At 60.9% G+C, this 25,809-nt stretch carries 25 protein-coding genes and 1 tRNA gene; 24 read left to right on the forward strand and 2 right to left on the reverse strand.

Features of this window, described 5'->3' with window-relative positions; all coding sequences use genetic code 11:
• Position 1 precedes the first annotated feature (1 nt).
• Positions 2 to 577, reverse strand: a complete 576-nt coding sequence (locus ARADN35_RS27010) for a GspH/FimT family pseudopilin (protein WP_010463915.1) — start codon at positions 575 to 577, stop codon at positions 2 to 4.
• Positions 578 to 1,323: 746 nt separating this feature from the next.
• Here ARADN35_RS27010 and rpsO point away from each other — a divergent pair.
• From rpsO to ARADN35_RS0116050, 22 genes are all read left to right on the forward strand, one after another.
• Positions 1,324 to 1,590, forward strand: coding sequence for a 30S ribosomal protein S15 (rpsO, locus tag ARADN35_RS0115945; RefSeq protein WP_005793232.1), 267 nt, complete (start codon positions 1,324 to 1,326; stop codon positions 1,588 to 1,590).
• 207 nt (positions 1,591 to 1,797) lie between these two features.
• Positions 1,798 to 4,038 carry a polyribonucleotide nucleotidyltransferase gene (pnp, locus tag ARADN35_RS0115950; RefSeq protein ID WP_010463927.1) on the forward strand — a complete coding sequence of 747 codons (2,241 nt, stop codon included), beginning with the start codon at positions 1,798 to 1,800 and terminating at the stop codon, positions 4,036 to 4,038.
• Between the two features lie 99 nt (positions 4,039 to 4,137).
• Positions 4,138 to 5,124: an NAD(P)H-quinone oxidoreductase gene (locus ARADN35_RS0115955; protein ID WP_010463930.1), complete on the forward strand. Its 987-nt coding sequence runs from the start codon at positions 4,138 to 4,140 to the stop codon at positions 5,122 to 5,124.
• Positions 5,125 to 5,126: 2 nt separating this feature from the next.
• Complete coding sequence (tpiA, locus tag ARADN35_RS0115960; protein ID WP_035198283.1) at positions 5,127 to 5,876, forward strand: triose-phosphate isomerase; 750 nt, start codon at positions 5,127 to 5,129, stop codon at positions 5,874 to 5,876.
• Between the two features lie 39 nt (positions 5,877 to 5,915).
• The gene (gene secG / locus ARADN35_RS0115965) at positions 5,916 to 6,278 is read left to right on the forward strand and encodes a preprotein translocase subunit SecG (protein WP_010463934.1); all 363 of its coding nucleotides are present in this window, start codon (positions 5,916 to 5,918) and stop codon (positions 6,276 to 6,278) included.
• 114 nt (positions 6,279 to 6,392) lie between these two features.
• Positions 6,393 to 6,477, forward strand: a tRNA-Leu gene (locus tag ARADN35_RS0115970).
• 73 nt (positions 6,478 to 6,550) lie between these two features.
• Complete coding sequence (locus ARADN35_RS0115975; protein WP_010463935.1) at positions 6,551 to 6,910, forward strand: NADH-quinone oxidoreductase subunit A; 360 nt, start codon at positions 6,551 to 6,553, stop codon at positions 6,908 to 6,910.
• Positions 6,911 to 6,934: 24 nt separating this feature from the next.
• Positions 6,935 to 7,414 (forward strand): NuoB/complex I 20 kDa subunit family protein, encoded by a 480-nt coding sequence (locus tag ARADN35_RS0115980; RefSeq protein WP_007849129.1) that lies wholly within the window; start codon positions 6,935 to 6,937, stop codon positions 7,412 to 7,414.
• A 10-nt stretch (positions 7,415 to 7,424) separates the two neighbouring features.
• The gene (locus tag ARADN35_RS0115985; protein WP_010463936.1) at positions 7,425 to 8,033 is read left to right on the forward strand and encodes an NADH-quinone oxidoreductase subunit C; all 609 of its coding nucleotides are present in this window, start codon (positions 7,425 to 7,427) and stop codon (positions 8,031 to 8,033) included.
• 27 nt (positions 8,034 to 8,060) lie between these two features.
• Positions 8,061 to 9,314 (forward strand): NADH-quinone oxidoreductase subunit D, encoded by a 1,254-nt coding sequence (locus ARADN35_RS0115990; protein WP_010463937.1) that lies wholly within the window; start codon positions 8,061 to 8,063, stop codon positions 9,312 to 9,314.
• Positions 9,311 to 9,820 (forward strand): NADH-quinone oxidoreductase subunit NuoE, encoded by a 510-nt coding sequence (nuoE, locus tag ARADN35_RS0115995; RefSeq protein WP_010463938.1) that lies wholly within the window; start codon positions 9,311 to 9,313, stop codon positions 9,818 to 9,820. Before ARADN35_RS0115990 ends, nuoE begins: the two co-directional genes overlap by 4 nt.
• Positions 9,817 to 11,172 carry an NADH-quinone oxidoreductase subunit NuoF gene (nuoF, locus tag ARADN35_RS0116000; RefSeq protein WP_010463939.1) on the forward strand — a complete coding sequence of 452 codons (1,356 nt, stop codon included), beginning with the start codon at positions 9,817 to 9,819 and terminating at the stop codon, positions 11,170 to 11,172. The genes nuoE and nuoF overlap by 4 nt, the downstream gene beginning before the upstream one ends.
• A 14-nt stretch (positions 11,173 to 11,186) precedes the next feature.
• Complete coding sequence (gene nuoG, locus ARADN35_RS0116005) at positions 11,187 to 13,331, forward strand: NADH-quinone oxidoreductase subunit NuoG (protein ID WP_010463940.1); 2,145 nt, start codon at positions 11,187 to 11,189, stop codon at positions 13,329 to 13,331.
• Positions 13,328 to 14,410: an NADH-quinone oxidoreductase subunit NuoH gene (nuoH, locus tag ARADN35_RS0116010; protein WP_010463941.1), complete on the forward strand. Its 1,083-nt coding sequence runs from the start codon at positions 13,328 to 13,330 to the stop codon at positions 14,408 to 14,410. The genes nuoG and nuoH overlap by 4 nt, the downstream gene beginning before the upstream one ends.
• Before the next feature lie 12 nt (positions 14,411 to 14,422).
• Positions 14,423 to 14,935 (forward strand): NADH-quinone oxidoreductase subunit NuoI, encoded by a 513-nt coding sequence (gene nuoI / locus ARADN35_RS0116015; protein ID WP_010463942.1) that lies wholly within the window; start codon positions 14,423 to 14,425, stop codon positions 14,933 to 14,935.
• A 50-nt stretch (positions 14,936 to 14,985) separates the two neighbouring features.
• Positions 14,986 to 15,654 (forward strand): NADH-quinone oxidoreductase subunit J, encoded by a 669-nt coding sequence (locus tag ARADN35_RS0116020; RefSeq protein WP_010463943.1) that lies wholly within the window; start codon positions 14,986 to 14,988, stop codon positions 15,652 to 15,654.
• Positions 15,651 to 15,959 carry an NADH-quinone oxidoreductase subunit NuoK gene (nuoK, locus tag ARADN35_RS0116025; protein WP_005793248.1) on the forward strand — a complete coding sequence of 103 codons (309 nt, stop codon included), beginning with the start codon at positions 15,651 to 15,653 and terminating at the stop codon, positions 15,957 to 15,959. The genes ARADN35_RS0116020 and nuoK overlap by 4 nt, the downstream gene beginning before the upstream one ends.
• A 31-nt stretch (positions 15,960 to 15,990) precedes the next feature.
• A complete protein-coding gene (nuoL, locus tag ARADN35_RS0116030; RefSeq protein ID WP_029414080.1) occupies positions 15,991 to 18,039 on the forward strand; it encodes an NADH-quinone oxidoreductase subunit L in 2,049 nt (682 codons plus the stop codon).
• A 12-nt stretch (positions 18,040 to 18,051) separates the two neighbouring features.
• Positions 18,052 to 19,527 (forward strand): NADH-quinone oxidoreductase subunit M, encoded by a 1,476-nt coding sequence (locus ARADN35_RS0116035; protein ID WP_010463945.1) that lies wholly within the window; start codon positions 18,052 to 18,054, stop codon positions 19,525 to 19,527.
• Positions 19,528 to 19,540: 13 nt separating this feature from the next.
• Entirely contained in the window at positions 19,541 to 21,034 is a 1,494-nt protein-coding gene (gene nuoN, locus ARADN35_RS0116040) for an NADH-quinone oxidoreductase subunit NuoN (protein WP_010463946.1), read from the forward strand.
• Between the two features lie 25 nt (positions 21,035 to 21,059).
• Positions 21,060 to 21,368 carry a DUF2818 family protein gene (locus ARADN35_RS0116045; RefSeq protein ID WP_029414081.1) on the forward strand — a complete coding sequence of 103 codons (309 nt, stop codon included), beginning with the start codon at positions 21,060 to 21,062 and terminating at the stop codon, positions 21,366 to 21,368.
• A 24-nt stretch (positions 21,369 to 21,392) separates the two neighbouring features.
• Positions 21,393 to 21,878 carry a DUF1178 family protein gene (locus tag ARADN35_RS0116050; protein ID WP_010463948.1) on the forward strand — a complete coding sequence of 162 codons (486 nt, stop codon included), beginning with the start codon at positions 21,393 to 21,395 and terminating at the stop codon, positions 21,876 to 21,878.
• Positions 21,879 to 22,042: 164 nt separating this feature from the next.
• Here the strand turns inward: ARADN35_RS0116050 and ARADN35_RS0116055 are convergent, their stop codons facing one another.
• Positions 22,043 to 23,857 (reverse strand): ABC transporter transmembrane domain-containing protein, encoded by a 1,815-nt coding sequence (locus tag ARADN35_RS0116055; protein ID WP_010463949.1) that lies wholly within the window; start codon positions 23,855 to 23,857, stop codon positions 22,043 to 22,045.
• Between the two features lie 443 nt (positions 23,858 to 24,300).
• Between ARADN35_RS0116055 and ARADN35_RS0116060 the strand changes: the two genes are divergently transcribed.
• Together ARADN35_RS0116060 and ARADN35_RS0116065 are read left to right on the forward strand one after the other, a co-directional pair.
• On the forward strand, positions 24,301 to 25,071 hold the full coding sequence (locus ARADN35_RS0116060; RefSeq protein WP_010463950.1) for an ABC transporter ATP-binding protein: 771 nt from the start codon (positions 24,301 to 24,303) through the stop codon (positions 25,069 to 25,071).
• Positions 25,071 to 25,784, forward strand: coding sequence for an ABC transporter ATP-binding protein (locus tag ARADN35_RS0116065; RefSeq protein ID WP_010463951.1), 714 nt, complete (start codon positions 25,071 to 25,073; stop codon positions 25,782 to 25,784). Before ARADN35_RS0116060 ends, ARADN35_RS0116065 begins: the two co-directional genes overlap by 1 nt.
• Positions 25,785 to 25,809: the final 25 nt, after the last annotated feature.

A 25,809-nucleotide genomic window follows, 5' to 3' on the forward strand; every position in this document is an offset into this window, starting at 1 on the left:
ATTAGCATATACCGGAGCCGGCTACGGTCCTGATCCGGCCGCCAGATGAAACGCAAATGGCAGCTGATGCTGGATCGCTTATCGTCTTACCTACAGGAGTAAGCCTTACTGCCGTTGCACTGATGCCGTTAAATGCCCCCCATCTGTCCACAGTAATTTTTCCACCATTGCTTGGAAGCACAATATTCGTGTTGGCGGGAAGTGGGGTTGTTTGCAAGGTAGGTTCGCCTGCATTTTGAGTTCCATTGCCGTTAGTGTCTGCAAAAACGGTCCAGCCACAACCCCAGTCTTCATTCGTACCAGCTAAAGAACATGCTCCCGAATTTGGTAATTTCACCATCACCACCCCCCCGCCTCGCTTTATGGCTTCTGATCTTGCGAAGTACAAGCCCGAAGTCATTTCCTCCACCGATTGGCGCACTCTCCAGCGTTCAATTATTGGCGTGAAACTAGGTGCGGCTAAAGCAGCGAGAATGGCGGTAATAGCGACTACTACCATGAGCTCAATCATGGTAAAGCCCTGCTCAGTTTCAGGGTGAAAATTGAATGAGAGTGCGGGCCCTGACTGGATGGGCATCTGTGTATTTCGCATGTGACGATGCTAAGTTGGTGTGGGGGATGTTGCTAAGTGTTGTCGATAGACGGTGCACATTGTTCGACCAATGGCGGTTTGGCAGCCCTCTTTGTGCGGTTCCTTCACGAAGTTTGTCAATGGCTGGGTGCTAGAGAGGGACTGTCGCTAGAGTGTGAGGTCTCCCTGCGCGTCGAATGGTCCGTTCGGTGAAGGGATGCTCTTTCCTGCTATATCTGCCTGTATGTGGCTAGCTCCGTGTGTAGCCCCTGCAGGCTCCCGCATTGTGTAAGCCTCGGCACTCCCGGAGCATGCGGCGATCACGTTCGGCTGCTGTCTCTTCGGAGGTGCTGCGTTGATACGTGACCTTGTTCACGTTTTTCTTCTTGGGAGAAGTTTTTGATGCGGGTGTGTCATTGCTTATTGGGCGTTTGGCCTGTGTGGAGCTTGTGCCCGTGAGCAGTCCTAGCGCGATGCTTGCGGCCAGCAAGCCGCGTATGCCCTGGCGCAGGATGTGGACAGGAGTGTGTGGTGAGGAGGCCTTGATTTGCATCATGGGTTTCCGGTTTGAGGCGATTGAATAAGCTGTAGTGTTTCAGGATCAGGTGGCGCTTGGCAAGGTTCAAATGCTGCTGGGCTATAATCGAAGGGTTTTGCATGGTGCAAGACGCACGCCTGTGGCCCTTCCAGTTGCTGGCGCAAGTAAAAATCACGGCCCAGCTAGCTTTGCGGGCCTCATTCAAGGAAAAACAATGATCGCATCCTCCATCAAGGCCGAAGTCGTCAAGGCGAACGCCCGTGCTGCCAATGACACTGGTAGCCCAGAAGTGCAAGTGGCCCTGCTGACCGCCCGCATCAACGAACTGACCCCCCACTTCAAGACGCATGCCAAGGACCACCATGGTCGCCGTGGCCTGCTGCGCATGGTGAGCCGTCGTCGCAAGCTGCTGGACTACCTGAAGGCCAAGGACGCTGACCGTTACACCGCGCTGATCGCCAAATTGGGTCTGCGCAAGTAATTTTCATTGCATGCGAAAACGCCTGGGTTAGTCCGCTAGCTCAGGCGTTTTTTACTTCGGAGCTGCAAAACAGAGCGAAGCTGTGTCATTCCAATGGGGTTGTTGCCACGCGCTGGCAGGCAGTTTCACTGGAATGGCATCGTGTTCTGAATTGCCCTCCAGAACAATCTGGTAGCGCGCTACCAGCTATTAAAACAGGAGCTGAACATGAGCATTTTCAACAAAGTCACCAAGACCTTCCAATGGGGTGACAAGACCGTCATCATGGAAACGGGCGAAATCGCCCGCCAGGCCTCCGGCGCCGTGCTGGTGAATATTGACGACACCGTGGTGCTGGCCACCGTGGTTGCCTCCAAGGGTGCCAAGCCCGGCCAGGACTTCTTCCCCCTGACGGTGGACTATATCGAGAAGACGTACGCCGCAGGCAAGATCCCCGGCAGCTTCTTCAAGCGCGAAGCCAAGCCCAGCGAGCACGAAACCCTGACCAGCCGCCTGATCGACCGTCCGATCCGTCCGCTGTTCCCTGAAGGTTTCTTCAACGAAGTGCACGTGGTGATTCACACGGTGTCGCTGAACCCCGAAGTGGACGCTGACATCGCCGCTTTGATTGCCACCAGTGCAGCCCTGGCCATCTCCGGCATCCCGTTCAATGGCCCCATCGGCGCCGCGCGTGTGGGCTACATCAACGGCGAATACGTGCTGAACCCCGGCCAGACTGCGCGCAAGAACTCGCAGATGGATCTGGTGGTGGCTGGTACCGAAGCTGCTGTACTGATGGTCGAATCCGAAGCTCAGCAGCTGTCTGAAGAAATCATGCTCGGCGCCGTGGTGTTTGGCCATGAGCAAGGCAATGTGGCCATCAACGCCATCCACGAACTGGTGCGTGACGCCGGCAAGCCCGTGTGGCAGTGGGAAGCCCCCGCCAAGGACGAAGCCCTCATCGCCAAGGTGGTGGCACTGGCTGACGACAAGCTGCGCGCTGCCTACCAGATCCGTAACAAGCAAGCCCGTACCCAAGCTTGCCGCGAAGCCTACGCTGCTGTGATGGCTGCGCTGAAGGCCGATGGTGTCGAATTCGACGCTGTCAAGGTTGAAGGCATGTTGTTCGACATCGAAGCCGGCATCGTGCGCAGCCAGATCCTGGCCGGCGAGCCCCGCATCGATGGCCGTGATACACGCACCGTGCGCCCCATTGAGATCCGCGGCAGCGTGCTGCCCCGTGCCCACGGTTCTTCGTTGTTCACGCGCGGCGAAACCCAGGCGCTGGTGGTGACCACGCTGGGCACGGAGCGCGATGCCCAGCGCATCGATGCGCTGGCTGGCGAGTACGAAGACCGCTTCATGATGCACTACAACATGCCTCCCTTTGCCACCGGCGAAGTGGGTCGCATGGGTTCGACCAAGCGCCGTGAAATCGGCCACGGCCGTCTGGCCAAGCGCGCTCTGATTGCCGTGCTGCCGACGAAGGAAGAATTCCCCTACACCATGCGTGTGGTGTCCGAAATCACGGAATCCAACGGCTCGTCGTCGATGGCTTCGGTGTGTGGTGGCTGCCTGTCGCTGATGGATGCGGGTGTGCCCATGAAGGCGCACGTGGCGGGTATCGCCATGGGCCTGATCAAGGATGCCAACCGCTTTGCTGTGCTGACCGACATCCTGGGTGACGAAGATCATTTGGGTGACATGGACTTCAAGGTGGCCGGTACCACGGGTGGCATCACGGCCCTGCAGATGGACATCAAGATCCAGGGCATCACCAAGGAAATCATGCAAGTTGCCCTGGCCCAGGCCAAGGAAGCGCGCATGCACATTCTGGGCAAGATGCAAGAGGCCATGGGCGAAGCCAAGACCGAGGTGTCGAACTTCGCGCCCAAGCTCTACACGATGAAGATCAACCCCGAGAAGATCCGTGACGTGATCGGCAAGGGCGGCGCCGTGATCCGTGCGCTGACCGAAGAAACTGGCTGCCAGATCAACATCGAGGAAGACGGCACGATCACCATCGCCGCGACCGATGCGGCCAAGGCCGACGAAGCCAAGAAGCGCATCGAGCAGATCACGGCTGAAGTCGAGATCGGCAAGATCTACGAAGGCCCTGTGACGAAAATCCTGGACTTCGGTGCATTGATCAACCTGCTCCCCGGCAAGGACGGCCTGCTGCACATCAGCCAGATTGCTCACGAGCGTGTCGAGCGTGTGGGTGACTACCTTACCGAGGGCCAGATCGTGAAGGTCAAGGTCATGGAGACTGATGAAAAGGGTCGCGTCAAGCTATCGATGAAGGTGCTGGCCGAGCGCCCCGCCGGCGGTAGTGATCGCCCTGCGCCTGCCGAGCGCGGTGATCGTGAGCCACGCCGCGACCACGGCCGTGACGGTGGTCGTCAGCCAGCGGACCAGCAACAGCAATCGCAGCCTTCGGAAAACGGTTCCGGGCAGATCGTCGGTTGATTGGGTTATTTGCTATTGATTTTGTAGCTGCTTGCGCTTTTAGATTGAGCGCTACCGGCCAAAATCACTCAAATACCTAATTCTCCGAGGAGTCGCAACATGCGCGCAGTCGAGATCACATCCTTTGGTGGGCCTGAAGTGTTGCGCCTGGGTGAGCGGCCCGTGCCGCAACCGGGCATTGGTGAGTTGCTGATTCGCGTTGCTGCCAGTGGCATCAACCGCCCCGATGTGCTCCAGCGGATGGGGCACTATGCCCCACCGCCGGGCACCTCGGATCTGCCGGGCCTGGAGGTTGCGGGGGTGGTGGAGTCGGGTGACGCTTTGGCCATGGCCGAGGCGGGCATTCGGGTGGGCGACCGCGTTTGTGCGCTGGTGGCGGGTGGTGGCTATGCTGAGTGGTGTGTGGCACCGGCCTTGCAGTGTTTGCCGGTGCCTGAGGGCTTCAGCGACGTGGAGGCGGCCTCGCTGCCGGAGACGTTCTTCACCGTGTGGAGCAACGTGTTCGACCGGGGGCGCCTGCAGGCGGGAGAAAGCCTGCTTGTGCAAGGTGGCACCAGCGGTATTGGTGTGACTGCTGTGCAACTGGCACACGCCTTTGGCGCGACGGTCATTGCGACGGCGGGCAGCGACGAGAAATGCGCCGCATGTCTGCAGTTGGGTGCCCACCATGCCATCCATTACAAGTCACAGGACTTTGTGGCAGAAACCAAGCGCATCACACAAGGCAAAGGCGTGGACGTGGTGCTGGATATGGTTGCCGGGGACTATGTGGCACGCGAGGTGGAGTGTCTGGCTGAAGATGGCCGCCTTGTCATCATTGCGGTGCAGGGTGGGGTCAAGAGCGATTTCAACGCGGGGCTGGTGCTGCGCAGACGGTTGACCATCACTGGGTCTACCTTGCGCCCGCGCTCTGTGGCATTCAAGGGGGCCATTGCTCGTGCACTGCGAGAGCATGTGTGGCCTCTGCTGGTGGCGGGGCGTGTGCGGCCAGTCATCCACAGCACGTTTGTGGTGGCAGAGGCTGCCAAGGCCCATGCGCTGATGGAGTCGAATCAGCACATTGGCAAAATTGTTTTGACGTGGTGATCATGAAAAGCAAGAAAAAACTCATCGCAGGCAACTGGAAGATGAACGGCAGCCTGGTTGCCAACGATGCTTTGCTGAAAGGCATCATGGCGGGGTTGGCTGACGCGGTTTGTGATGTGGCCGTTGCTGTGCCGGCGCCTTACATAGCGCAGGTGCAGGCTTTCACGGCTGGATCTGTGGTGGCTGTGGCTGCCCAGGATGTATCGCCGCACGAGGTCGGGGCATACACCGGTGAGGTGTCGGCCTCCATGTTGAAGGACTTGGGTGTGCGCTACGTGTTGGTGGGGCATTCAGAGCGCCGCCAATACCATGGTGAGACCGATGTGGTGGTCGCCGAGAAGGCCCAGCGCGCATTGGCGGCGGGCATCACACCCATCGTCTGTGTGGGTGAAACGCTGCAGGAGCGTGAAACAGGCCAGACCGAGGCTGTGGTCAAGCGCCAGTTGGCAGCGGTGATTCACCTCAATGGGCACTGCATCAGCGAAGTGGTGGTGGCGTACGAGCCGGTCTGGGCCATTGGCACTGGCCGTACCGCGTCGCCCGAGCAGGCGCAGGAAGTGCATGCTGTGCTGCGCTCTCAACTGTCAGCGGCCAGCGAGCATGCTGATCGGATCCGCCTGCTTTATGGCGGCAGCATGAATGCGGCCAATGCGGCCCAACTGCTTGCCCAGCCGGACATCGATGGCGGCCTTGTCGGGGGCGCATCGTTGAAGGTGTCCGATTTCCTACAAATTATTGCGGCCGCCTCTTGAGGCGGCCCTTCAAACTATTCAATCAGGAGTGAACAGAGAATGAACGTGATCGTGAATGTGGTTTTGGCTGTACAGATGCTGACGGCTTTGGGGATGATTGGCTTGATCCTGATTCAGCACGGCAAGGGTGCTGACATGGGGGCGGCGTTTGGCAGTGGCAGTTCCGGGAGTTTGTTTGGTGCCAGCGGTAGTGCCAACTTCCTGTCGCGCACCACGGCGGTACTGGCTGCGGTATTTTTTGTGGCAACGCTGGCCTTGGCTTACTTTGGCAATGCGCGTCCTACCAGTTCGGGTAGTGTGTTGGAAACTCCGGCCGCAGCCGTACCCGCCGGATCGGCGTCGGACGCCTCAGTGGCACCTGCGGTGCCTGCATCGGGTGCTGCTCAGATCCCCACCAAATAATCTGCACTAAATTGGGTTCCGGAAGCCGGAGCAGGGTTTTTCCGGAGTAGAATTCTGGATTGTCTGGAAAGCCAAAACCGCAAGGTTCCTCATGCCATCCAGATGCAAAAATCAGCCGTCGTGGTGAAATTGGTAGACACGCTATCTTGAGGGGGTAGTGGCGAAAGCTGTGCGAGTTCGAGTCTCGCCGACGGCACCAAAACAAAGGCCTGCCTGCATGACCCGGCTTGGGTCCTGACGGGCAAGGCCACAGCGGTGAGCACATCCTCAAGATGAACCTCGATCAGTACCTCCCCGTCCTTTTGTTCATCTTGGTCGGCATCGCCGTAGGCGTTGTCCCCCTTGCACTCGGCTACATACTGGGCCCCAACCGCCCGGATGCCGCAAAGAACTCTCCCTACGAATGTGGCTTTGAAGCCTTCGAGGATGCGCGCATGAAGTTTGATGTGCGCTACTACCTCGTGGCCATTCTCTTCATTCTGTTCGATCTCGAAATCGCGTTTCTTTTCCCGTGGGCGGTGACGCTGCATGAGGTTGGGATCGCTGGTTTTGTGGCGGTCGTGATTTTCCTGGCCATCCTGGTTGTGGGTTTTGCCTACGAGTGGAAAAAGGGTGCCCTGGATTGGGAGTGAGCGAGCCTCAACAAGGATGATGCAATGATTGAAGGCGTGATGAAGGAAGGCTTCATCACCACGAGCTATGACTCCGTGGTGAATTGGGCCAAGACCGGTTCCCTGTGGCCGATGACATTTGGCCTGGCGTGCTGTGCCGTTGAAATGATGCATGCTGCTGCAGCGCGCTATGACATCGGGCGCTTTGGTGCGGAGGTGTTTCGTGCCAGTCCTCGTCAGTCGGATCTGATGATTGTTGCTGGCACGCTGTGCAACAAGATGGCACCCGCGCTGCGCAAGGTGTACGACCAGATGTCCGAACCACGTTGGGTTCTGTCTATGGGATCGTGTGCCAATGGTGGTGGTTATTACCATTACAGCTACTCTGTGGTGCGCGGCTGTGACCGTATCGTGCCTGTGGATGTGTATGTCCCAGGCTGCCCTCCCACCGCGGAGGCGCTGATCTACGGGATCATTCAGCTGCAGCAGAAGATTCGTCGTACCAATACCATTGCGCGCGTCTGAAGGGTTGATGATGACTGCTGTTGCCATTCGCCCCGAAAAACTCAAAGACAACATTGCTGCGGCGCTGGGTGCAAAGGTGCGCCAGATCACGGTGGCTTTGGATGAGGTCACCTTGGTGGTTTCTGCTGCCGACTACCTGGAAGCCATGCGCTTGCTGCGCGATGCAGAGGGTTGTCGTTTCGAACAACTGATTGATTTGTGCGGAGTGGACTATTCTGCATATGCCGATGCGGTGAACGAGGGGGCGCGCTATTGCGTGGTGTCGCACCTGTTGTCCGTGAGTCTGAATCAGCGTGTGCGCGTCAAGGTGTTCTGTGCCGACGACGACTTCCCGGTGGTGGCTTCGGTTGCTGATCTGTGGAACTCGGCCAACTGGTATGAGCGTGAGGCGTTTGACTTGTTTGGCATCGTGTTCGACGGCCACAACGACCTGCGCCGCATCCTGACCGACTACGGCTTCATCGGCCATCCCTTCCGCAAGGACTTCCCGCTGTCCGGCAATGTCGAGATGCGCTACGACGCAGAGCAGCGCCGGGTGGTCTACGAGCCGGTGTCGATCGAGCCGCGCGAGATCACGCCGCGCATCATCCGCGAAGACAAGTACGGAGGCCTGCACTAAGGCGCCCTGCGTCCCACGTGATCCACCATGGCTGAAATCAAAAACTATTCCCTCAACTTCGGGCCGCAGCACCCTGCCGCGCACGGCGTGTTGCGTCTGGTGCTCGAGCTCGACGGCGAAGTCGTCCAGCGCGCTGACCCGCACATCGGCCTCCTGCACCGTGCCACGGAGAAGCTGGCCGAGCACAAGACCTACATCCAGTCGCTGCCCTACATGGACCGTCTGGACTACGTGTCCATGATGTGCAACGAGCACGCCTACTGCCTGGCCATCGAAAAGCTGCTGGGCCTGGAAGTGCCTATCCGCGCCCAGTACATCCGTGTGATGTTCTCCGAAATCACGCGCCTGCTGAACCACCTGATGTGGCTTGGTTCGCACGGCAACGACTGCGGCAGTTCCACCATCCTGATCTACACCTTCCGCGAGCGCGAAGACCTGTTCGACATGTACGAAGCCGTCTCCGGCGCGCGCATGCACGCGGCGTACTTCCGTCCGGGTGGCGTCTACCGCGACCTGCCGGATTCCATGCCGCAGTACAAGGTCAGCAAGATCAAGAACGCCAAGGCCCTCGAGGCCATGAACCAGAACCGCCAAGGTTCCATGCTCGACTTTATCGACGACTTTACGCAGCGCTTCCCGGCCTGTGTGGACGAGTACGAAACCCTGCTCACTGACAACCGTATCTGGAAGCAGCGCACCGTGGGCATCGGCGTGGTGCCCCCCGAGCGTGCACTGAATCTGGGCATGACCGGCCCCATGCTGCGGGGCTCCGGCATTGCATGGGACCTGCGCAAGACGCAGCCCTACGACGTCTACGATCGCATGGACTTCGACGTGCCAGTCGGCAAGACGGGTGATTGCTATGACCGCTACCTCGTGCGCGTGCAGGAGATGCGCGAGTCCAACCGCATCATCAAGCAGTGCGTGAACTGGCTGCGCGCCAATCCGGGTCCTGTCATTACCGACAACCACAAGGTGGCTGCGCCCGATCGTGAATCCATGAAGTCGAACATGGAGGAGCTGATCCACCATTTCAAGCTCTTCACCGAAGGTTTCCACGTGCCAGAAGGCGAGGCCTATGCCGCTGTCGAGCATCCCAAGGGCGAGTTCGGCATCTACCTGGTCAGCGACGGCGCCAACAAGCCCTACCGCCTGAAGATCCGTGCGCCCGGCTTTGCGCACCTGGCCACTCTCGATGAAATGGCGCGCGGCCACATGATCGCCGACGCCGTGGCCATCATCGGCACCATGGATATCGTGTTCGGGGAGATCGACCGATGAGCAGCAGCAATACCAAGATCACCGAGGCCACGCTGGCGCGCTTTGCGCGCGAAGTGGCCAAGTACCCGCCCGAGCAAGCGCAGTCTGCAGTGATGGCCTGCCTGTCCATCGTGCAGCAGGAGCAGGGCTGGGTCAGCGTCGAGAGCGAGGCCGTGATCGCCGAATACCTGGGCATGGCCCAGATCGCGGTGCACGAAGTCACCACGTTCTACAACATGTACAACCAGCAGCCTACCGGCAAGTACAAGCTCAACGTGTGTACGAACCTGCCTTGCCAGCTGCGCGACGGCCAGAAGGCGTTGCACCACCTCGAGAAGAAGCTCGGCGTGACTATGGGCGGGACCACGCCGGACGGCCTGTTCACGCTGCAGCAATGCGAGTGCCTGGGTGCTTGTGCCGACGCGCCCGTGATGCTGGTCAACGACCGCACCATGTGCAGCTTCATGGACAACGACAAGCTCGACCAGCTGGTCGATGGCCTCAAGGCTGCGGAAGGGCAAGCATGACCACCGCAGCACAGATCCTCTCGCAGTTCCAGGCCACCGGCGTCCAGACCTGCTTCCACGACCGCCACATCAACCCGCAGATCTATGCGGGCCTGGACGGCACGAACTGGAGCATCAAGGACTACGAAGCGCGCGGCGGCTACGCCGCGCTGCGCAAGATCCTGGGTACCGACGGCAGCGAGCCGCTGACGCAGGACCAGGTCATTGCCACCGTCAAGGAATCGGGTCTGCGCGGCCGCGGCGGCGCGGGCTTCCCCACTGGCCTCAAGTGGAGCTTCATGCCCCGCTCGTTCCCTGGCCAGAAGTACCTCGTGTGCAACTCCGACGAAGGCGAGCCAGGCACCTGCAAGGACCGTGACATCCTGCAGTTCAACCCGCACATCGTCATCGAAGGCATGATCATCGCGGCCTACGCGATGGGCATCTCCGTGGGTTACAACTACATCCACGGCGAAATCTTCCAGACCTACGACCGCTTCGAAGAAGCGCTCGAAGAGGCACGTGCCGCCGGCTACCTGGGCGACAAGATCCTGGGCAGCAACTTCAGCTTCCAGCTGCATGCAGCGCACGGTTTCGGCGCCTACATCTGTGGCGAAGAGACCGCGCTGCTCGAGTCGCTGGAAGGCAAGAAGGGCCAGCCGCGCTTCAAGCCACCGTTCCCCGCAAGCTTCGGTTTGTACGGCAAGCCCACCACAATCAACAACACCGAGACCTTCGCGGCCGTGCCGTGGATCATCCGCAATGGCGGTGCGGCGTACCTGGAGTGTGGCAAGCCCAACAACGGCGGCACCAAGATCTTCTCGGTCTCGGGCGACGTGGAAAAGCCTGGCAACTATGAAGTGCCGATGGGCACGCCCTTCGCCAAGCTGCTCGAACTAGCCGGTGGCGTGCGCAAGGGGCGCCAGCTCAAGGCGGTGATCCCTGGTGGCTCGTCCTCTCCGGTGCTGCCAGCTTCCATCATCATGGAATGCACGCTGGACTACGACTCCATCGCCAAGGCCGGCTCCATGCTGGGCTCGGGCGCCGTGATCGTGATGGACGACTCCCGCAGCATGGTCGAAAGCCTGCTGCGCCTGTCGTACTTCTATTCGCACGAATCCTGTGGCCAGTGCACGCCCTGCCGCGAAGGCACCGGCTGGATGTGGCGCGTGATCGACCGTATCCAGCACAACCAGGGCCGCACGGGCGACCTGGATCTGCTCAATTCGGTGGCAGACAACATCCAGGGCCGGACGATCTGCGCGCTGGGCGACGCTGCCGCGATGCCGGTGCGCGCCATGATCAAGCATTTCCGTCCCGAGTTTGAAGCACTGATCCGGAACAACGCCTCCCAGGCTGCGACCTCCGCCTGATCGCGAGAAGACATATGGTTGAAATTGAACTGGACGGTCAGAAAGTGGAAGTCGCCGAAGGTTGCATGGTGATGCATGCAGCCGAGAAGGCGGGCACCTACATTCCACATTTCTGCTACCACAAGAAGCTTTCGATTGCCGCCAACTGCCGCATGTGCCTGGTGGATGTGGAAAAGGCACCCAAGCCCATGCCCGCCTGCGCCACGCCGGTGACGCAGGGCATGATCGTGCGCACCAAGAGCGACAAGGCCATCAAGGCCCAGCAGTCGGTCATGGAATTTTTGCTGATCAATCACCCGTTGGACTGCCCCATCTGTGACCAGGGTGGCGAGTGCCAGCTGCAGGATCTGGCCGTCGGCTATGGCGGATCTTCCTCGCGCTATGAGGAAGAAAAGCGCGTGGTGCCCGTCAAGGATGTGGGGCCGCTGATTTCCATGCAGGAAATGAGTCGCTGCATTCACTGCACCCGCTGCGTGCGCTTTGGCCAGGAGGTGGCTGGGGTGATGGAGTTGGGCATGATCCATCGCGGCGAGCATTCCGAAATCACCACGGTGACTGGTGACACGGTAGATTCAGAGCTTTCGGGCAACATGATCGACATCTGCCCCGTGGGTGCCTTGACCAGCAAGCCGTTCCGCTACAGCGCCCGTACCTGGGAGCTGTCGCGCCGCCGCTCGGTCAGCCCGCACGACTCCACCGGCGCCAACCTGATCGTTCAGGTCAAGAACCACAAGGTCATGCGTGTCGTGCCGCTGGAGAACGAAGCCGTCAACGAATGCTGGATCGCCGACCGTGACCGTTTCTCCTACGAATCGCTCAACAGCGACGAACGCCTGACCCAGCCCATGCTCAAGCAGGGCGGGGTGTGGAAGGAAGTCGACTGGCAGACTGCGCTCGAGTACGTGGCCAATGGCCTCAAGAACATCAAGAACGACCACGGTGCCAAGAGCATCGGCGCTTTGGTGAGCCCGCACAGCACGGTCGAAGAGCTGTACCTGGCCAGTGCGCTGGTGCGCGGCATTGGCAGCGACAACATCGACTACCGCCTGCGCAATGCTGAGTTCGCTGCACCCGAAGGCATCCGTTGGCTGGGTACGTCCATCGCTTCCCTGTCCACGCTGCAACGCGTGCTGGTGGTGGGCTCCAACCTGCGCAAGGACCATCCGCTGTTCGCGCAGCGCATCCGACAGGCTGCCCGCCATGGCTGCCAGGTCACGGCTGTGGGCTCTGTGGCCCACGACTGGGCCATGCCTGTGTCGTCGTTCGTTGCGCAAAGCGCCAGCGAATGGGTGCAGACACTCGGCGGCATCGCCTCTGCAGTGGCACAGGAAAAGGGCGTGACCGCTCCTCAGGGCGCTGCAGCCTACGACGACGCCACCCAGGCCATCGCCCGCGCGCTGCTCGGCGGTGAGCGCAAAGCCGTGCTGCTAGGCAACGCCGCAGCGCATCATGCGCAGGCCACGCAATTGCTGTCGTTGGCCAACTGGATCGGCGAGCACACGGGTGCCTCGGTGGGCTACCTTACGGAAGCCGCCAACACGGTGGGCGCGCAGTTTGCGGGTGCTCATCCTGTGAACGGTGGATTGAATGCGGGTCAGATGCTCTCGGGTGGACTGAAGGCGGCTGTGCTGCTCAACACCGAGCCGGTCCATGACTCGGCGGCAGGTGCCAACGCTGCTGCTGCGCTGTCTGGTGCAGAGATGGTGGTGACCTTGAGCCCCTTCAAGGCCAACCTGGAGTTCAGTGACGTTCTGTTGCCAATTGCTCCCTTCACCGAAACCTCCGGCAGCTTCATCAACGCCGAAGGCCGCCTGCAGAGCTTCCATGCGGTGGTGCGCCCCCTGGGCGATACCCGCCCTGCGTGGAAGGTCCTGCGCGTGCTGGCCAACCTGCTGGGTGTGTCCGGTTTCGACTTCGAGACCTCGCAAGACGTGCTGGCACGCGCCACCAACGCCGCGGCCGGTACCGTCACGCAAGTGCCTGCTGAACAGCTGTCGAACCTGGTGACTGCGGTGCCTGCTGCGGCCGCAGCAGGCACCGCAACCGCCTGCGAGCCTGTGGTCGCTTCCATCTATCAACTCGACGGCCTCGTGCGCCGTTCCACGTCGCTGCAGCTCACCGCCGATGCGCGCACGGCACGTGAAGGAGTCGCCGCATGATCGACGCGATCTACAACGCGGGCCTGAACCTGCTTTCCTTTGGCTGGTGGACCGGCGTTGTCTGGCCCGTGCTCTGGATTTTGATCAAGATCGTCTGCATTTTGGCTCCTCTGATGGGCGCAGTGGCCTACCTCACGCTGTGGGAGCGCAAGCTGCTCGGCTTCATGCAGGTGCGCCATGGTCCCAACCGGGTTGGTCCACTCGGCTTGCTGCAACCGATTGCAGACGCTCTGAAGCTGCTGACCAAGGAAATCATCCAGCCTACGGCGGCCAGCAAGGGTCTGTTTGTATTGGGTCCCATCATGGCGATCATGCCGGCGCTTGCCGCATGGGTCGCGATCCCCTTCGGTCCCGATGTCGCGCTGGCCAACGTCAATGCCGGTTTGCTCTTGGTGATGGCGATTACCTCCATCGAAGTCTATGGCGTGATCATCGCCGGCTGGGCATCGAACTCCAAGTACGCCTTCTTGGGCGCACTGCGCGCCTCGGCGCAGATGGTGAGCTACGAAATCGCCATGGGCTTCTGCTTCCTGGTGGTGATCATGGTCTCGGGCAGCATGAACCTGACCGAAATCGTGATGTCCCAGTCCCGTGGTATGGCCGCAGACAAGGGCCTGGTATTCCTGTCCTGGAACTGGCTGCCGCTGCTGCCCATCTTTCTGGTGTACCTGATCTCCGGCGTGGCTGAAACCAACCGCCACCCCTTCGACGTGGTCGAGGGTGAAGCCGAAATCGTGGCCGGCCACATGGTCGAGTACTCGGGTATGGGTTTCGCCGTGTTTTTCCTGGCCGAATACGCCAGCATGTGGCTGGTGTCCATCCTGGCGGCGCTGATGTTCCTGGGCGGCTGGCTGTCGCCCATTGACAGCGTGCTGTTCAACTGGGTGCCGGGCTGGATCTGGCTGGGTATCAAGACTTTCGTCGTGGTGTCCATGTTCATCTGGATCCGCGCCACCTTCCCGCGCTTTCGCTATGACCAGATCATGCGTCTGGGCTGGAAGATCTTCATTCCGGTCACCCTGGTGTGGCTGCTCATCGTCGGCGGGTGGTTGCTCTCGCCGTGGAACATCTGGAAATAAGCGGGGACACACATGACTGCTGTTGCTGCTGCTGCACCTTTCTCGTTCAAGGATTTCTTCAAGAGCTTCATGCTCGTGGAGCTGCTCAAGGGCATGGCCCTGACGGGCCGCTACGCCTTTCGCCGCAAGGTGACCGTGCAGTTTCCCGAAGAGAAGACACCCTTGTCGCCGCGCTTTCGCGGCCTGCATGCCCTGCGCCGTTACGACAATGGTGAAGAGCGCTGCATCGCCTGCAAGCTGTGCGAGGCGGTTTGCCCCGCCATGGCGATCACGATTGAATCGGACGTGCGTGCCGATGGCTCCCGTCGCACCACGCGCTATGACATTGATCTGACCAAGTGCATCTTTTGCGGTTTCTGCGAGGAAAGCTGCCCGGTGGATTCCATCGTGGAGACACACATCTTTGAGTACCACGGCGAGAAGCGTGGCGATCTGTATTTCACGAAGGACATGCTCCTGGCCGTGGGTGACCGGTACGAAGGTGAAATCGCGGCAGCCAAGGCTGCAGATGCCAAGTACCGCTGAGCGGTGCCTGGTTCAGCCTCTTTGCCAGACTTTCTATAAAGACCCGATTCATGGACGCCAAGACTGGTTTCTTCTATCTCTTCTCGGTGGTGCTGCTGTTTGCAGCCTTCCGGGTCATCACCGCGCGCAATCCTGTGCATGCCGTGCTCTATCTCATCCTCGCGTTCTCACAGGCGGCCGCAGTTTGGTTGTTGCTCAAAGCCGAGTTTCTGGCCATTGCCCTTGTATTGGTGTACTTGGGCGCAGTGATGGTGCTCTTCCTGTTCGTCGTGATGATGTTGGACATCCACATCGATACGGTGCGCAAGGGTTTCTGGAAGCACTTTCCCCTCGCTGCTACTGTGGGTGCCTTGATTGCGCTGGAAATGGCCGCTGTGCTGATGGGCGGTTTCCGTGGCATGGACGAGCCAAAGGCCGTCGCTACGGCAGTGGATGCTGCAGGTCACGTGGTGCAGTACTCAAACACCAAGGCACTGGGCAAGCTGCTCTACACCGAATATCTCTATCCGGTGGAAATCGCAGCCGTGATCCTGCTGGTGGCCATGATCGCTGCCATCGCTCTGACTCTGCGCCAGCGCAAGGATAGCAAGGCCATCAATCCTTCCTTGCAGATCCGCGTGCGCGCTGCGGACCGTCTGGAAGTGGTGAAAGTTGCCGCGACCCAGAAGGCAGCGGACGAAGCACCGACTGAGACCGCTGCCGAGGAGAAAAAAGCATGACGCTGACTTTGGGCCATTTCCTCTCGCTGGGCGCGATGCTGTTCGCGCTGGCCGTGATCGGCATTTTCCTGAACCGCAAAAACCTGATTGTGCTGCTGATGGCGATCGAGTTGATGCTGCTGGCGGTCAACATGAACTTCGTGGCGTTTTCGCACTACCTGGGCGACATGCATGGCCAGGTGTTCGTGTTCTTCATCCTGACAGTGGCAGCTGCCGAGTCGGCCATCGGTCTGGCCATCCTGGTGCTCCTGTTCCGCAACAAGTCCAGCATCAACGCGGAAGACCTCAACACCCTCAAGGGTTGATGGGTCGCCAGCATTCCCAAGGTTCTCAAGAATGAGTCAAACCCTCTCTGCTTCAACGCTCCTGGCCGTGCCGCTGGCACCGCTGGCGGGCGCATTGCTGGCCGGTATTTTCGGCACGACCTTCGGTGGTAACTGGATCGGTCGACGACTTTCCCACACCCTCACCATCCTGGGCGTGCTGGTCGCGTTCGTGCTGTCTGCGATGACGCTCAAGAGCGTGGCGCTGGACGGTGCCCGCTTCAACGAGACGCTCTACACCTGGATGGTGGTGGGCGGCCTCAAGATGGAGGTCGGTTTCCTGATCGACAGCCTCACCGCCATGATGATGGTGGTCGTGACCTTCGTGTCGCTGATGGTGCACATCTACACCATCGGCTACATGGAAGAAGACGACGGCTACAACCGTTTCTTTGCCTACATCTCCCTGTTCACGTTCTCCATGCTCATGCTCGTCATGAGCAACAACCTGCTGCAGCTGTTCTTCGGCTGGGAAGCCGTGGGCCTGGTGTCCTACCTGCTGATCGGCTTCTGGTTCAACAAGCCGACGGCGATCTTCGCCAACATGAAGGCGTTCCTGGTCAACCGCGTGGGCGACTTCGGCTTCATCCTGGGCATCGGCCTGATCGCGGCCTACACCGGCACGCTCAACTACAGCGAGATCTTCGCCAAGGCTGGCGAACTGGGCGGTCTGCCGTTCCCGGGCACCGACTGGATGCTGATCACCGTCATCTGCATCTGCCTGTTCATCGGCGCGATGGGCAAGTCCGCCCAGTTCCCGTTGCACGTGTGGCTGCCCGATTCGATGGAAGGCCCAACCCCCATCTCGGCACTGATCCACGCGGCCACCATGGTGACTGCCGGCATCTTCATGGTGTCGCGCATGTCGCCGCTGTTTGAGCTGTCGGACACCGCGCTCAATTTCATCCTGATCATCGGTTCCATCACGGCCCTGTTCATGGGCTTCCTGGGCATCATCCAGAACGACATCAAGCGTGTGGTGGCTTATTCGACGCTCTCGCAGCTTGGCTACATGACCGTGGCCTTGGGGGCATCGGCATACTCGGTGGCCGTGTTCCACCTGATGACCCACGCGTTCTTCAAGGCGCTGCTGTTCCTGGGGGCAGGTTCGGTCATCATGGGTATGCACCACAACCAGGACATCCGCTGGATGGGTGGCGTGCGCAAGTACATGCCAATCACCTGGATCACGTCGCTGCTGGGTTCGCTCGCACTGATTGGCACGCCCCTGTTCGCGGGTTTCTACTCCAAGGACAGCATCATCGAGGCGGTGCATTTCAGCCACCTGCCCGCAGCCGGTTTTGCACACTTTGCCGTGCTCGCAGGCGTGTTCATTACGGCGTTCTACTCGTTCCGCATGTACTTCCTGGTCTTCCACGGCAAGGAACGGTTCGACCAGAACCCCGACGCACACCATGATGCGCACCATGACGACCATGGCCACGGCCATGACGATCACCATGAGCCGCACGAGTCTCCATGGGTGGTAACGGTGCCCCTGGTGCTGCTGGCCATTCCATCGGTGGTAGTGGGTTTCATGTTCATCCAGCCCATGCTGTTCGGCGACTTTTTCAAGGGCGTGATCTTTGTCGATGCGGTCAAACACCCTGCGATGGCTAAGCTGGCGGAGATCTTCCACGGCCCGGTGGCGATGGCCCTGCACGGGCTTCAGACCGCGCCGTTCTGGCTGGCAGCGGCTGGCGTGGCCCTGTCGTACTACATGTACATGGTGAACCCGGCCTTGCCTGCCGCGATCAAGCGCACCTGCATGCCGATCTACACGCTGTTCGAAAACAAGTACTACCTCGACTGGATCAACGAGAACATCCTGGCCCGTGGTGCACGCGCTCTGGGGGTTGGCCTGTGGAAGGTTGGCGACCAAGCCATCATCGACGGCGCTCTCGTGAATGGGTCATGGAAGGCGGTACGAGGGGTTTCCGGCATCGTGCGCTGGATGCAGTCGGGCTTTATCTTCCACTACGCGCTGGTGATGATCCTGGGTGTCTTCGCACTGATGACCTGGTTTGTCTGGGGCGACGCTCTCTTGCAGCTCATCAAATAAGGAAAACAACAAATGGGTCTGTTGAGTCTTGCAATCTGGACACCGATTGCCTTCGGTGTGCTGCTGCTGGCCATTGGGCGGGATGAGCATGCCCGCGCGGTGCGCTGGCTGGCGTTGGTGGGGGCTGTGATTGGCTTCCTGGTGACACTGCCCTTGTACGACGGCTTCCAGTTGGGCACGGCGGCGATGCAGTTTGTCGAGAAGGCTGCCTGGATCGAGCGTTTCAATGTCCATTACCACCTGGGTGTGGACGGCATCTCGTTCTGGTTCGTGCCGCTGACGGCGTTCATCACGGTCATCGTGGTTGTGGCTTCGTGGGAGTCCATCACCGAGCGCGTCAACCAGTACATGGGGGCGTTCCTGATCTTGTCGGGCCTCATGGTTGGCGTGTTCACGGCGTTGGACGGCATGCTGTTCTACGTGTTCTTCGAAGCCACGCTGATTCCGATGTACCTGATCATCGGTATCTGGGGTGGTCCCAACAAGATCTACGCGGCGTTCAAGTTCTTCCTGTACACGCTGCTCGGCTCGCTGCTCATGCTGATCGCGCTGATTTTCTTGTACAACCAGTCGGGCGGCAGCTTTGACATTGCCACGTGGCACCAGTTGCCTCTGAGCCGCACGGCGCAGACTCTGCTGTTCTTTGCCTTCTTTGCGGCTTTTGCCGTGAAGGTGCCCATGTGGCCGGTGCACACCTGGCTGCCCGACGTGCACGTGGAGGCGCCCACTGGCGGCTCCGCCGTGCTGGCGGCCATCATGCTGAAGCTCGGCGCCTACGGCTTCCTGCGCTTCTCGATGCCCATCGCCCCCGACGCCTCGCGCGAATGGGCCTGGCTGATGATCGCGCTGTCGCTGATCGCCGTGATCTACGTGGGCCTCGTGGCCATGGTCCAGAAGGACATGAAAAAGCTGGTGGCGTACTCGTCCGTGGCGCACATGGGCTTTGTGACCCTGGGTTTCTTCATCTTCAACGACCTGGGCGTCTCCGGCGGTCTGGTGCAGATGATTGCCCACGGCTTTGTCTCGGGTGCGATGTTCCTTTCCATCGGCGTGCTCTACGACCGCGTGCACTCCCGCGAGATCGCTGCCTATGGTGGCGTGGTCAACACCATGCCCAACTTCACGGCGTTTGCACTGCTGTTTGCGATGGCCAATTGCGGCCTGCCGGGCACTGCCGGTTTTGTGGGCGAGTGGATGGTGATCCTTGGCGCCGTCAAGGCCAACTTCTGGATCGGACTGGCTGCCGCCACCGCGCTGATCTTTGGGGCCGCCTACACGCTGTGGATGTTCAAGCGCGTGTACCTGGGGCCTGTGGGCAATGACAACGTCAAGGGCCTGACGGACATCGACAGCCGTGAATTCCTGGTGCTGGCCCTGCTGGGCATCGCCGTGCTGGCCATGGGCCTGTATCCCCGTCCGTTCACGGACGTGATGGACACCTCGGTGGCGGAGCTGCTTAAGCACGTTGCGCTGTCCAAGCTGAACTAAGAGATTCAAGAAGATGATTGACAACATCAGCTGGCTCGCGATTTACCCCGAAATCGTGCTGTTGACCATGGCCTGCGTGATTGCGCTGGTCGATCTGGGCGTGCACAGCGCCCGCCGCACTGCTACCTACGTACTGACCCTGCTGACGCTGGCCGTGGTGGCAGGTCTGCAGGCGATGTATGCCAGCAGTGGCAATACCTTCTACGGTTTTGGCAACATGGTGGTCAGCGACGCCATGGGCAACTGGCTCAAGTGTTTTGCCACCGTGGCCATGATGATCACGTTGGTTTACGGGCGCCCCTATGCGGCGGATCGCGGCATGCTGCGCGGCGGTGAAATGTTCACGCTTTCGATGTTCGCGTTGTTGGGCATGTTCATCATGATCTCGGGCAACAACTTTCTCGTGATCTATCTGGGCCTGGAGCTGCTGACACTGTCAAGCTACGCGCTCGTGGCCCTGCGCCGCGACAACGCCACGGCCACCGAAGCGGCCATGAAGTACTTCGTGCTGGGCGCGATGGCCAGCGGTTTCCTGCTGTACGGCCTCTCCATGATCTACGGTGCCACCGGCTCGCTCGATATCGGCCAGGTGTTCAAGGCCGTCAATTCGGGCCAGATTCGCCACCAAGTGCTGGTGTTCGGCCTCGTCTTCGTGGTGGCTGGTCTGGCTTTCAAGCTGGGTGTGGTGCCTTTCCACATGTGGATTCCCGACGTGTACCAGGGCGCTCCCACGGCGGTCACGCTCATGATCGGTGGCGCGCCCAAGCTGGCAGCATTTGCCATCACCATCCGCCTGCTGGTGGACGGCTTGCTGCCCCTCGCGATCGACTGGCAACAGATGCTGGCGGTGCTGGCCATTGGTTCGCTGCTCGTGGGCAACCTTGCGGCCATTGCGCAGACCAATCTGAAGCGCATGCTGGCGTACTCCACGATTTCACAGATGGGCTTTGTGCTGCTGGGCCTGATGTCGGGTGTGGTGAATGGCAATGTGGATGCCACCGCTGTGGAGAATGCCTACAGCGCCTCGATGTTCTACGTGGTGACCTATGTGCTCACCACCCTGGCGGCCTTCGGCGTGATTTTGCTGCTGGCCCGTGAAGGCTTCGAGAGCGAAGAGATTTCAGACTTTGCCGGCCTCAACCAGCGCAGCCCGCTCTACGCTGGCGTGATGGCCGTGTGCCTGTTCTCCATGGCTGGTATTCCTCCGCTGGTGGGTTTCTACGCCAAACTGGCCGTGCTACAGGCGTTGGTGGCCTCAGGCCAGAGCCTTTACATCGCGATGGCGGTGTTCGCAGTGATCATGTCGTTGATTGGCGCGTTCTACTACCTGCGGGTCGTCAAGGTCATGTACTTCGATGCACCGCTGACGGCTTCGAGCGTCTCCGCGCCAGTGGATGTGCGTGTCGTGCTGACTCTCAATGGCGCGCTCCTTCTGGTGCTGGGCCTTTTGCCCGGTGGCCTGATGGCCCTCTGCGCTGACGCTGTTGTGCGCGCGTTGGCAACCTGAGCCTTATCCGCTTTCTGCTGCTCCTGTGTCGCTTACCGGGTCCGTCTGGCTGGTCATTGTGGCAGCCTTCATCGCTGCCAACCTGCCATTTGTAAACCACCGCTGGTTAGCGGTGGGGCCTGTGGCTGCAGCCCCGCGCAAGCCGCTGGTGGGCCGTCTTGCCGAGCTCATCCTGCTGTACTTTCTGGTGGGTGGCCTGGCGTTGCTGCTGGAGCGCAGGGCCGGGCAGATTGCGCCGCAAGGCTGGGAGTTCTATGCGATCACCGGGACGCTGTTTCTCACGCTGGCCTTTCCGGGTTTTGTCTATCGTTACCTGCTGCGCCGCCACGGTTGATGGCCTGCGCATCTTGGTATTGCCATGAAGGTCCTTGATCTCCAATGCCAGCTGGGCCATGTCTTTGAAGGCTGGTTCGCGTCGGAAGACGACTTTCAGAGCCAGAAGCAGCGCGGTTTGGTGCAATGTCCGCTGTGTGCCGACGATCACATTGAAAAGCGCTTGAGCGCCCCCCGTTTGAACCTGGGTGCCCGCGCGCCGTCTTCCGCATCGGTTGAGCCCAGGCCGTCAGCTTCATCCGATGGCGGCACCCTTCAGGTCGGAACCTCTCCGGCCCTTTCCCCTGTGCTGCAGGCCGCCTGGCTGGAGCTGGCCCGCAAGATCGTGGCAAATACCGAGGATGTGGGCGCGCATTTTGCGCAGGAGGCGCGGCGCATGCACCACGGCGAAGTTCAGGAACGCGCGATTCGAGGACAGGCCACTCCGGGCGAAGCGATGGAGTTGCTGGAGGAGGGCATCGCCGTCATGCCCTTGCCGCTGCCCGCCGCCGCCAAGGAAACCCTCCAGTAGCTGTCCGGCCTTTGGTGGCACCAAAAATATCAGTCTTTTTGCTGCCTGGCGCTTGTCTGATAAATAGTTTTTGCTATCAATTTAATATCAATTGACTTGCGCCGAATGTAGTGCGGACCCGAGTCCCTTGAAGCCCCTGGCGATGGCAATGCCGCTTGTGGGACCTACACCGTGAACTGCAGGGCCGCCAAGCGGGCGTAGACGCCGCCCTGCGCCAGCAGGGCCGTGTGGGTGCCTTGCTCCACGATGCGCCCATGTTCCAGCACCACAATGCGGTCCGCGTTCTGCACAGTGGCCAGCCGGTGGGCAATGACCAGCGTGGTGCGGCGTCCCGTATGGCGTTGCATGGCGGTGTCCAGCGCCGCCTGCACCATGCGTTCGCTTTCGGCGTCCAGCGCACTCGTGGCTTCGTCCAGCAGCAGCAGGGGCGGGTTTTTGAGCATCGCCCGGGCGATGGCAATGCGCTGGCGCTGGCCACCGGACAGCCGCACACCCCGTTCTCCCAGGAAAGTGCCATAGCCCTCGGGCAGTGCCATGAGGAAGTCGTGCGCAAATGCAGCGCGTGTGGCCGCCGTGACTTCTTCGTCCGTGGCCTGAGGGCGCCCGTATCGGATGTTGTCCATGGCCGAGGCGGAGAAGATCACGGCGTCCTGTGGCACGGTGCCCGTGTGCGAGCGCAGGGTTTCCAGCCGCAGTTGGCGGATGTCCACACCGTTGAGGCGGATGGCACCCTGGTCCCGACCGTCCGCACCGTTGTCTACGTCGTAGAAGCGTTGCAGCAGCTGGAACACGGTGGTCTTGCCGGCACCGCTGGCGCCCACCAGCGCCACGGTTTCGCCCGGTGCCAGGCGCAGTGAAAAGTCCTGCAGGGCGGGTTGGTCAGGGCGGGAGGGATAGTGGAACAGAACGTTTTCAAATTCCACCTCCAGGCCCCGGTCAGACAGAGGCAGGTCTTGCGGCAGGGGCGGGTCCGCCACGGGCGATCGGCTCGCCAGCAACTCCATCAGCCGCTCCGTGGCGCCTGCTGCGCGCAGCAGGTCGCCATAGACCTCGCCCAGCACGGCCACGGCACCGGCCAGCAGGATCACGTACACCACCGTCTGCCCCAGATGTCCGGCGGTCATCTTGCCCGCAAGCACCGCCTCCGTGCCCCGGTACAGCCCCCAGAGCAGCAGTGCAGCGTTCGCGATGATGATGAAGGCCACCAGCAGAGCGCGAGCCCGGGAGCGCTTGACGGCGACCAGGAACGCGTTCTCGGTGGCATGCATGAAGCGGCTGGTCTCGCGGGGTTCGGCGGTATAGCTTTGCACCACCGGCACGGCGTTGAGCACCTCGGCTGCAATGGCGCTCGAATCGGCAACCCGGTCCTGGCTGTCGCGCGACAGGCGCCGCACGCGCCGGCCAATCCACATGGTCGGCAACACCACCAGCACCACGGCCAGCAGTACCACCGACATCACGTAGGGGTTGGTCCACACCAGCACTGCCAGCGCGCCCACGCCCATGACGGCATTGCGCAGTCCCATCGACAGGGATGAGCCCACCACGGTCTGTACCAGCGTGGTGTCGGCGGTCAGGCGTGACAGCACTTCGCCGGTCTGGGTGGTTTCAAAGAACTGTGGGCTTTGCTGCAGCACATGGCCGTACACAGCATTGCGCAAGTCGGCGGTCACCCGTTCGCCCAGCCAGCTCACCATGTAAAAACGCGCGGCGGAGAACACCCCGAGTGCCACCGCCACTGCGAACAGCGCCTCGAAGTGATTGCGCAGTGCCATGGTCTGCGCGCCCTTGTCGGCGTTCACCAGGCCACCATCCACCAGGTTGCGCAGGGCGAGGGGAAACGCCAGGGTGGCGAGGGCCGCGAGCACCAGGAACACTACCGACAAGGCGATGCGCGTGCGGTACGGTCGCAGAAAAGGTAGCAGCCCGGTCAGGGAGCGGGGGGCGCCGCGCGTGGGTTGGGTGGGGGGAGAAGCCATGGGGGCAGTGTAGAGGTGCACCCGTGTGCAGGCCCAAGGCATGGGAATCGGCCCCCGTCCGGCAGGTGCTTTCCGACGGTGGTTTCGCAGGTCCTGCGCAAGCGGGCACCAAATGGTGCAACCGGCAGGGCGGGTGTCAGAAAAAAGTCAGTGTTTTGCCCGTCGCGGTGGCGTGTGTCTACGGGCAAATCACAGACTGCGTCGCGCAGGTGCAGCCGGACAAAGCCATGGGGGACGGGCGATGCAGTGGCTGTGCATGGCCGGCTGGGGCGCGCAGGCATGCCTTGCCGTATCGGGAGCGTAGGCGTTTATACATAGGCATTAGTCCCAGTATCTACTGCAGGGTAGGGGGGCATACGATGCACTGCGATCCCAACGCACGCACGAAGACCTTGTCGGCCAAGGCTTTTTTCCTCAGCACCCAACGGAGCGACCCAGGCGCAATGAGCGACGTCATTCTTGAAACCCACAGCCTGACCAAAGAGTTCAAGGGCTTCACTGCCGTCAGCGATGTGAACCTGGCGGTCCGCCGGGGCTCCATCCATGCGCTGATTGGTCCCAACGGCGCAGGCAAGACCACGTGCTTCAACCTGCTGACCAAGTTTCTCACGCCCACTTCGGGCACCATTCGTTTCAACGGGCACGACATCACGCGCGAGCAGCCTGCGCAGATCGCCCGCCGTGGCGTGATCCGCTCGTTCCAGATCTCGGCGGTGTTCCCCCACCTCACGCTGATGGAGAACGTGCGCCTGGGCCTGCAGCGCAAGCTTGGCACCTCATTTCACTTCTGGCGCAGCGAGCGCACCCTGCGCCAGCTGGACGACCGTGCCATGCAGCTGCTGACCGAGGTCGGGCTTGCAGACCTGGCCGACGAAGTGACCGTGAATCTCCCCTACGGCCGCAAGCGCGCGCTGGAGATCGCCACCACGCTGTCCATGGAGCCCGAGCTGATGCTGCTCGATGAGCCCACGCAAGGCATGGGCCATGAAGACGTGGATCGCGTCACGCAACTGATCAAGAAGGTCTCTATCGGCCGCACCATTTTGATGGTGGAGCACAACATGAAAGTCGTCTCGACCATTGCAGACCGCATTACCGTGCTGCAGCGTGGCGCCGTGCTGGCCGAAGGGCCCTACGAAGAAGTCTCGAACAACCCGCAAGTCATGGAAGCCTACATGGGCACCACCGACGGTCAACTCCAGGGAGCGCATTGATGGCTGCCGCTCCCGCCCTCGAAATCAAGAACCTCGAAGCCTGGTACGGTGAATCGCACGTGCTGCATGGCGTGAACATCGTCGTGCAGCCCGGCGAGGTGGTCACGCTGCTCGGTCGCAATGGTGCCGGCCGCACCACCACCATGCGCGCCATCATGGGTCTGACCGGTGCACGCAAGGGGTCGGTCAAGATCCACGGCGTGGAAACGGTGAACATGCCCACGCACCGCATCGCGCACTTGGGTGTGGGCTACTGCCCGGAAGAGCGCGGCATCTTCTCCAGCCTTTCTTGCGAAGAAAACCTGCTCCTGCCCCCGGCACTGAAGACCGGCACGCCCGGCATGTCGGTGCAGGAGATCTACGCCATGTTTCCCAACCTGGCCGAACGCAAGAACAGCCAGGGCACACGCCTTTCTGGGGGCGAGCAGCAGATGCTGGCCGTGGCCCGCATTCTGCGCACTGGCGCCAAGCTGCTATTGCTCGACGAGATTTCCGAAGGCCTGGCGCCCGTCATCGTGCAGGCCCTGGCCCGCATGATCACCATGCTGCGCGAGAAGGGCTACACCGTGGTCATGGTCGAGCAGAACTTCCGCTTTGCCGCGCCGCTGGCAGACCGCTTCTATGTCATGGAGCATGGCCGCATCGTGGAGAAATTCGGTGCGTCGGAGCTGGAAGAAAAGATGCCCGTGCTCACCGAACTTCTGGGCGTTTGAACGCGCCCAGAAGTCTTGCTTCCCG

The organism is Acidovorax radicis N35, from assembly GCF_000204195.1.
GTDB classification, from domain to species: domain Bacteria; phylum Pseudomonadota; class Gammaproteobacteria; order Burkholderiales; family Burkholderiaceae_C; genus Acidovorax; species Acidovorax radicis.